Genomic DNA, 7,082 nt, shown 5'->3' on the forward strand with positions numbered 1-7,082 from the left:
TATGTTTAATAGAGACCGTTGGGACGAAATATTAGAAGCATTAAACGCCAATAAGTTCAGAACTTTGTTGTCGGCATTTGGTGTGTTTTGGGGGATTACAATTTTAGTGCTTTTATTGGCCTTGACTAATGGCCTTAAAAACGGAGTTACTGCAGGCTTTGGTAATTTTGCTACCAACTCTATGTTTGTCTGGACGCAACAAACTTCTAAACCTTATAAAGGATTACCTAAAGGACGCCGCTTCAATTTTAAATTGGACGATGTTGCCGCATTAAAGAATGATTTCCCACAACTCAAATACGTATCGCCCCGTAACCAATTGGGCGGGTATAGCGGTGCGAATAATGTAGTGCGAGGTACCAAAACAGGGGCGTTTCAAGTAAATGGCGATTATCCTGAATTTATCAATCAACAGCCTATGGATATCCTGCAGGGCCGTTTTGTGAGTTATTCAGATATCAACGCCAATAGAAAAGTTTGCGTTATCGGTACAGGCGTGGTGAACGGAATGTATGACAAAGGCGAAGAGGTATTGGGCACCTATATCAAGATAAATGGGGTCAATTTCATGGTTATTGGCACGTTTAAGGTTAGTAATAGCCAAGGCGATAAGGAAGAAGATGCCAATACTATTTTTGTGCCATTTACGGCCTTCGGACAAGCTTTTAATTTTGCGGATAACGTAGGATGGTTAGCTTTAACCGCTCATGATGGCACCAGTATTACGACCATCAAACCCCAAATCATGGAATCCTTAAAAAACCGACGTAAAGTGCATCCTGAGGATGATCGCGCCATTGGAAATTTCGATTTATCTGAAGCCTTTGGTCGTGTTAACGGACTATTTTCCATTTTAGGATTGGTAGGCTATTTTGTAGGCGCCTTAGTACTCATGTCCGGTATTATTGGGATCAGTAATATTATGCTCATCGTGGTAAAAGAACGGACTAAAGAAATAGGCGTGAGGAGAGCCTTGGGTGCCTCACCTTGGACGATAAAATCACAAATTTTACAGGAAAGTTTAATTCTAACCATTTTATCGGGGATGGTGGGAATTACTTTTGCGGCAGGTGTTATCTGGGCCTTGAATTATGCTTTAGATGCAAATGGGCCTGTAGAAAATTTCGCTAATCCAAGTGTGAGCATGTCCGTTGTAATCACCGCCTTATTCATACTCGTAGTATCCGGATTGTTAGCAGGTTTGATTCCTGCCAACAGTGCCACAAAAATGAAACCTGTGGATGCCTTAAGAATTGACTAATTAAAAACAATACTAACTAAAAAATGAACCACCAATTTACAATACGAATTATATTTAAAGTGCAACATTTGACCAATAAAAAACAATAAATATCATCAAATGAAAAGAACAAAAACAGTAATCATTTTAGTGTTAATCGTTGCCTTGTTCGCAACGGCCTTAATCTACTTGTACCTAAAAAATCAGGAAGATCCGGTGACTTACACTACAGATTCTCCAATTGAACAAACCATTGTGGTCAAAACCGTGGCTACGGGAAATATTGTGCCTAAAGATGAAGTGCTTATTAAATCTAATATTTCGGGGGTTATTGAAGAAGTGTTTATTGAGGCTGGAGAGTATGTGAAGTCGGGCGACTTAATTGCGCAAATTAGGGTGATTCCTAATGTGTCCTCGTTAACCAGTGCTAAAAACAGCATTTCTTCCAATCAAACAGCTTTGCAAACGGCAAAAATCAATCTGCAAACCCAACAAACTAATTATGACCGTCAAAAGGCATTGTTTGATAAAGGTGTGATTTCTTCCAATGAGTTTGAGAGCATCAAAAATACTTACCTTCAAACCAAGCAAAGTGTGCAACAAGCGGAAATTAATTTGAATTCTTCGCGTCAGAATTTTGATATCGTTAAAACAGGAACTACGTCAGGGTTGGGTAATATTGCTCAAACACAGGTAAGAGCAACAGTTTCAGGAATGGTGTTGGATGTCCCGGTCAAAGAAGGCAACCAAGTTATTGAAGCAAACAACTTTAATGAAGGCACATCAATTGCATCGTTGGCCGATGTTAAAAAGATGATTTTTGAAGGTAAAGTTGATGAAAGTGAAGTGGGTAAAATTAAAGAAGGTTTACCGTTAGAGATAACTGTGGGGGCTATCGAAAATGTGAAATTTGACGCCGTGTTGGATTATATCGCTCCAAAAGGGATTGCTGAAAATGGCGCCATTCAATTTGAAATTAAAGGCACATTAAAATCAATAGATTCTACCTTTATCAGAGCCGGTTTGAGTGCTAATGCCTCAATTATTTTGGATAGAGCTGAAAATGTATTGGCCATAAAAGAGGCCTTGGTTCAGTATGATTCTATAACACAAAAGCCATTTGTTGAAGTCATGGTAGGCGATCAAAAATTTGAACGTCGGGATTTGGAGTTGGGGATCAGTGACGGTATTTTTGTTCAGGTGAAGAATGGCATCACCAAATCTGATAAAATCAAGGTTTGGAACCAAGTTCAGGGCATTCCAGATTATGCGCAGAAGAAATAATTCGCATTTAAGTGTAACACTTTAATTGATACATAGACTTATATTTTAATTATGAAAAAATCAATACTTATAGTTTTTGCTCTTGTAGCAATCACCTCTCAGGCACAAGTAAAGAAATGGACACTTAAAGAGTGTGTTGCTTATGCTTTGGAAAATAATATTTCTGTAAAACAAAGTCAGCTGGATTTAGAGTTGACAGATATCGAAAATATGCAGGCGGTTGGTAATTTTTTACCTGATGTCAGTATGAGCGCCAATCTTTCGGAAAATACAGGTTTAAGTTTTAATCCAGTTACCAATAATGCACAAACCACTACGTTTTTGTCGGCGTCAGGACGTTTAAATGTTGGTTATACTTTATTTAATGGTTTACGCAATTTCCGGGAAGTTCAACGTGCTAAACTATCAAAGCTATCGGCCCAATTCAGATTGACCAAAATGGAAGATGATATCTCCTTATTCGTTGCCAATAACTATTTGCAGGTCATTCTTAATAAGGCGAATTTAGAAGTCTTAACATCTCAAAATACAATTACTAAAGATCAACAGCAAAGAACACAAGATCTGGTGGATGCTGGAGTCTTGCCACAAGGTGATCTTCTGGAAATCAGAGCCACAGATGCTAGTGAAAGACAAGCCATCGTCAATGCTGAAAATGCTGTACAGGTTTCCCTAATTAGTTTAGCTCAACTCTTATTGATTAAGGATTATCAGAATTTTGATATTGAAGATGAAGGGTACGATATTGTTGATGAAGGTATTGCTGATAAAGATGTTTATGAAATTATAGGAACCGCCAAGGAAAATAGAGCAGAGATTAAAATTGCGGAAAAAAGCGTAGAATTGGCTGAAAAAGATGTACAAATCGCGAGAAGTGCCTACTATCCGACACTTTCAGCATTTTTTGGATATGATACCAGATACACGGATGCCACTTCTTTTATCAACAGACTGGATCCTAACAATCCTATAGTGGTTAGAGAGATTGGTGTAGTTCAAGAAACTGGACAATCTGTTATTGGAGAATTTCCAAATTCGGTTCCGATGCTTGTCGGAGCAGATCCGTTTGTAGATCAGCTGTACCAAAATGATGGGATTTCTTATGGTCTTTCTTTAAGTATTCCAATATTGAATGGGTTTTCTACTAAAGGCAACGTCCAGAGAAGTAAAATTAACTTAGAAAGAACTCAGAACCAATTAGAGCAAGCCCAGTTAGATTTAGAATCGACCGTATACCAAGCGTATGTGGATGCCAAAGGCGCCTTAAAATCATACGAAGCGGCACAATCAGCTTTAGAGTCGCAAGAATTGGCGTATGACTATGCAAAAGAACGTTATGATGTTGGCTTAACCAATGCCTTCGATTTTAGCCAATCTAAAGTGAGATTTGACAACAGTAAAATTGAACTTAACCGCGCAAAATATGATTATATATTTAAGCTCAAAGTTCTTGAACTCTATTTTGGAATTCCAGCAATGGAGTTGAAATTTTAATGTAAACCAACCATTACTAAACAAGACATCCTAAATATAAACTAACCATTATGAGCAAGAAGAAATTAATAATTATCATAGCCACAGTCATCGTGCTAATCTTGGTACTGATTGTTGGGAAAAAAGCAGGATGGTTTGGTAAAACAGGAAACTTTAAAGAGGTTGAAATCCAGCAAGTAACGCTTATGGATATTGTTGAAAAAGTATCGGCTACAGGTAAGATCCAACCTGAAGTTGAGGTTAAAATATCCAGTGAAGTTTCAGGAGAAATTATAGACCTTCCTTTTAAAGAAGGACAACAGGTTAAAAAAGGAGAATTGTTGGTGCGTGTCAATCCTGATTTAATTCAATCTGCAGTAAATAGAAGTCAAGCCACCTACCAAAACATAAAAGCAGGGTTGGAACAGGCTGAAGCGTCTTTAAGGGAGGCCAAATCCAATTACGATCGGAACAAACAACTTTTTGAAAAAGGGATCATCTCTAAATCAGAATGGGACAAGGCTGTTTCTGGATACGAAATTGCTCAGGCCAGTAAACAATCTGCCTATTACAATGTGCAAAGTGCGGGTGCTTCTGTAAGTGAGGCGAGAGACAATTTAAACAGAACCACTATTTATGCGCCCATGAGCGGTACCATTTCTAAATTGGATGTGGAACTCGGGGAGCGCGTGGTAGGAACCCAACAAATGGCAGGTACTGAAATTTTGAGAGTTGCCAATTTAAATAATATGGAAGTTGAAATAGATGTCAACGAAAATGATATTGTAAAGGTTCAAATAGGCGATTCAACCATTGTAGAGGTGGATGCCTATCTTAAAAAAGAATTCAAAGGTGTTGTTACGGCTATTGCCAATTCGGCGGCAGGAGCCCTTACAGCAGACCAGGTGACCAACTTTAAGGTAAAAGTTAGAATCATTGAAGAGTCTTATCATGATTTGATGGAAGGCAAAGGTGAAAACTACTCACCATTCCGCCCAGGGATGACGGCAACCGTAGATATTATTACCAAACGACGCAAAAATGTGGTCAGTGTTCCCATTAGTGCCATTGTTATAAAATCTGATACGTCTTCAGTTAAGAAAACAGCCGTTAAAACCGAAGATGATGAAGCGGCAACTGCAAAGATTCAAAGTGGTGAAAAATTTGAATGTGTGTTTGTCAAGCAAAATGACGAAGCCAAATTAAGGGTGGTCAAAACAGGCATCCAAGATGATTCTAACATTGAGATTTTGTCTGGTTTAAAAGAAGGAGATGTGATCATCATTGGGCCTTATAATGTGGTTTCAAAAACATTAAATCCTGGTGATAAGATTGAAGTAAAAAACCAACCAGCGGCTATTGAAAAATAGTCCATAAAGAAACTCAGTAGTGTCCTACATCCTCAATATTGAAACAGCAACAACCAATTGTTCCGTCTCTCTTTCTAAAGAAGGAGAGATTTTGATTTTAAAAGAAGATTATAATTCTAACTATTCGCATGCAGAATCATTGCATTTATTTATTGATGCTGTGCTCAAGGAAGCCCATCTCAAACCGGAAGAACTTGATGCTATTGCGGTAAGTAAAGGCCCTGGGTCTTATACGGGTTTGCGTATTGGGGTGTCTTCAGCTAAAGGCCTTTGCTTTTCTTTAGATAAGCCATTGATTTCTGTAGATACTTTAGAAGCCCTGTCACATCAGCTTGCTATTGAAGATGGTTGTATCGTACCCATGCTCGATGCACGGCGTATGGAAGTCTACGCGGCGGTTTATGATAAAAATCACCAACAGGTTAGAGCAATTGAAGCGGAAATATTGGACGAGCACAGCTTTAAAACCTATTTAGAAACCGGCAAGGTTTATTTTATTGGGAATGGTGTTGAGAAAACCAAACAAATCATCACCCACCCCAATGCTGTATTTATTGAAAACAAGCTCCCATCCGCCAAGGAAATGGGGGCATTGGCCACTGTAAAATACAAAAAAAGCGACATTGAAAATGTCGCCTATTTTGAGCCTTTTTACTTAAAGGATTTTATTGGTACCAAACATTAGTCCTCTTTAATGATGTGCAAGTCGCGTTGAGGGTAAGGGATAACCACGCCAGCAGCTTCCAATCTGATCTTTCCTTCTTCTAGAAATTTCCAGTGCAAACCCCAAAAATCTTCATTCTTAGACCAGTAACGTAAGGACAAATTGACTGAACTATCGGCTAGTTCTACCACCACCATCATAGGTTGTTTGCCTTCATCCTGAATGACTTCCGGTTGTTCATTGACCAAATTCAAAATAATATCTCTTGTCAGCTTAATATCACTATCATAACCAATGCCGTAAATAATGGCGTCCTTACGTATACCTTCAGAGGTGTAATTGATAATATTATCATTGGATAATTTTCCATTAGGAAGTATGGCAAGCTGGTTTCCAAAGGTCAACAGCTGGGTATTGAATATTGAAATTTCCTTTACTGTACCCTCTACACCTTGTGCTTTTATAAAATCGCCAATTTTAAATGGCTTGATAATTAAGATCAATACACCACCGGCAAAGTTGGCGAGCGAACCTTGCAAGGCTAAACCAATGGCCAAACCTGCAGCGGCTAGAATTGCAGCAAACGAAGTAGTTTCAATTCCAACGGTACCTAGGACGACAACAATAAGGATGATTTTAAGAGCCCAGTTGATCAGGTTAACAAGAAACTTTTTAAGGCTGACATCATAGTTGCCGCGCTCCATGGTTTTTTGTATACCTTTTAAAAGCATTTTAATGACCCATGAACCCACAATCCATATGATAAGAGCAAATAAAATTTTTGGTCCATATATCATTATAAGTTCAAAACCTCTGTCAATCCAATTTTGTAATTCCATGTATCGTTTTTAGTGTTAAAATGCAAAGTTATCACTTATGATAAGGAATAAAAAATTTGGCAACCGCTTTAAGGAAAGATTATGGAACTAAAGATCATTGCAAGGGACGGTGATTGCTCAGTTTTTAGATGGTTCGGGTAGACTGCTTAGAGATTGCAAAAAAAATAGCGCTTTAAAAAGCGCTATTTATATATGTGCGCTACGCATACCAT

At 38.3% G+C, this 7,082-nt stretch carries 6 protein-coding genes; 5 read left to right on the forward strand and 1 reads right to left on the reverse strand.

Features of this window, described 5'->3' with window-relative positions:
• The first annotated feature begins 1 nt into the window (after window position 1).
• The 5 genes from JEM65_RS16480 to tsaB all read left to right on the forward strand — a co-directional run bounded on the left by JEM65_RS16480 (window position 2) and on the right by tsaB (window position 6,052).
• Window positions 2-1,261, forward strand: coding sequence for an ABC transporter permease (locus JEM65_RS16480; RefSeq protein ID WP_199601939.1), 1,260 nt, complete (start codon window positions 2-4; stop codon window positions 1,259-1,261).
• A 99-nt stretch (window positions 1,262-1,360) separates the two neighbouring features.
• Window positions 1,361-2,524: an efflux RND transporter periplasmic adaptor subunit gene (locus tag JEM65_RS16485; RefSeq protein ID WP_199601941.1), complete on the forward strand. Its 1,164-nt coding sequence runs from the start codon at window positions 1,361-1,363 to the stop codon at window positions 2,522-2,524.
• A 51-nt stretch (window positions 2,525-2,575) separates the two neighbouring features.
• Window positions 2,576-4,018: a TolC family protein gene (locus JEM65_RS16490; protein WP_199601943.1), complete on the forward strand. Its 1,443-nt coding sequence runs from the start codon at window positions 2,576-2,578 to the stop codon at window positions 4,016-4,018.
• Window positions 4,019-4,068: 50 nt separating this feature from the next.
• Complete coding sequence (locus tag JEM65_RS16495) at window positions 4,069-5,367, forward strand: efflux RND transporter periplasmic adaptor subunit (protein ID WP_199601945.1); 1,299 nt, start codon at window positions 4,069-4,071, stop codon at window positions 5,365-5,367.
• Between the two features lie 19 nt (window positions 5,368-5,386).
• Complete coding sequence (tsaB, locus tag JEM65_RS16500; protein WP_199601952.1) at window positions 5,387-6,052, forward strand: tRNA (adenosine(37)-N6)-threonylcarbamoyltransferase complex dimerization subunit type 1 TsaB; 666 nt, start codon at window positions 5,387-5,389, stop codon at window positions 6,050-6,052.
• Here tsaB and JEM65_RS16505 read toward each other — a convergent pair.
• Window positions 6,049-6,870 (reverse strand): mechanosensitive ion channel family protein, encoded by an 822-nt coding sequence (locus JEM65_RS16505; RefSeq protein WP_199601957.1) that lies wholly within the window; start codon window positions 6,868-6,870, stop codon window positions 6,049-6,051. The genes tsaB and JEM65_RS16505 overlap by 4 nt on opposite strands.
• Window positions 6,871-7,082: the final 212 nt, after the last annotated feature.

Source organism: Gelidibacter salicanalis, assembly GCF_016469035.1.
In the GTDB taxonomy this organism is placed as follows: Bacteria; Bacteroidota; Bacteroidia; order Flavobacteriales; family Flavobacteriaceae; genus Gelidibacter; species Gelidibacter salicanalis_A.

Bases quoted from the DNA above. Each gene is read 5' to 3' on its own strand.
- JEM65_RS16480 (WP_199601939.1), top strand. From the start codon at position 2: ATGTTTAATAGAGACCGTTGGGACGAAATATTAGAAGCATTAAACGCC.
- JEM65_RS16485 (WP_199601941.1), top strand. From the start codon at position 1,361: ATGAAAAGAACAAAAACAGTAATCATTTTAGTGTTAATCGTTGCCTTG.
- JEM65_RS16490 (WP_199601943.1), top strand. From the start codon at position 2,576: ATGAAAAAATCAATACTTATAGTTTTTGCTCTTGTAGCAATCACCTCT.
- JEM65_RS16495 (WP_199601945.1), top strand. From the start codon at position 4,069: ATGAGCAAGAAGAAATTAATAATTATCATAGCCACAGTCATCGTGCTA.
- JEM65_RS16505 (WP_199601957.1), bottom strand. From the start codon at position 6,870: ATGGAATTACAAAATTGGATTGACAGAGGTTTTGAACTTATAATGATA.